We start from the raw sequence: 398 nt of genomic DNA on the forward strand, positions 1-398 counted from the left end.
AGCGCATCGTCGCCCGTTCCGAGATCAGGTATTTCAGCGATATCTTCCGCTACGCCGTGCTCTACGAGCATGGCGGGCTATGGATGGATTCCGACATCGTCATGCTGCGGCCGTTCCCCTTCAGCGGCGACCATTTCTTCAATCTGCAATGGCGTGGATCGCATAAGGGTCATTTCATTTGTGGCAACGTCATCTATGCCAAGCCCTACAGCAGGCATCTGAGGGCGCTTTATGAAATGTCGATCGAGCGTTTCCACGCGGCACCGGGCAAGGAATTCGGTGATATCGGACCAAAGCTGCTCTCCGATTACATCGCCTCGGATGCCGGCTCCGAGCTGCACGACCGGGTGTTCAGCCCGATGTTCTTCAATTCGATCGACTGGACGGAGATAGACAGG

Annotated in this window: 1 protein-coding gene; it reads left to right on the forward strand. The window is 56.0% G+C overall.

What is annotated here, in order from left to right; all coding sequences use genetic code 11:
* The coding region (locus EN852_RS35745) for a glycosyltransferase (RefSeq protein WP_210238296.1) at positions 1–398 on the forward strand (398 nt) is incomplete at both ends.

Source organism: Mesorhizobium sp. M2E.F.Ca.ET.209.01.1.1 (genome assembly GCF_004010375.2).
Taxonomy (GTDB): domain Bacteria; phylum Pseudomonadota; class Alphaproteobacteria; order Rhizobiales; family Rhizobiaceae; genus Mesorhizobium.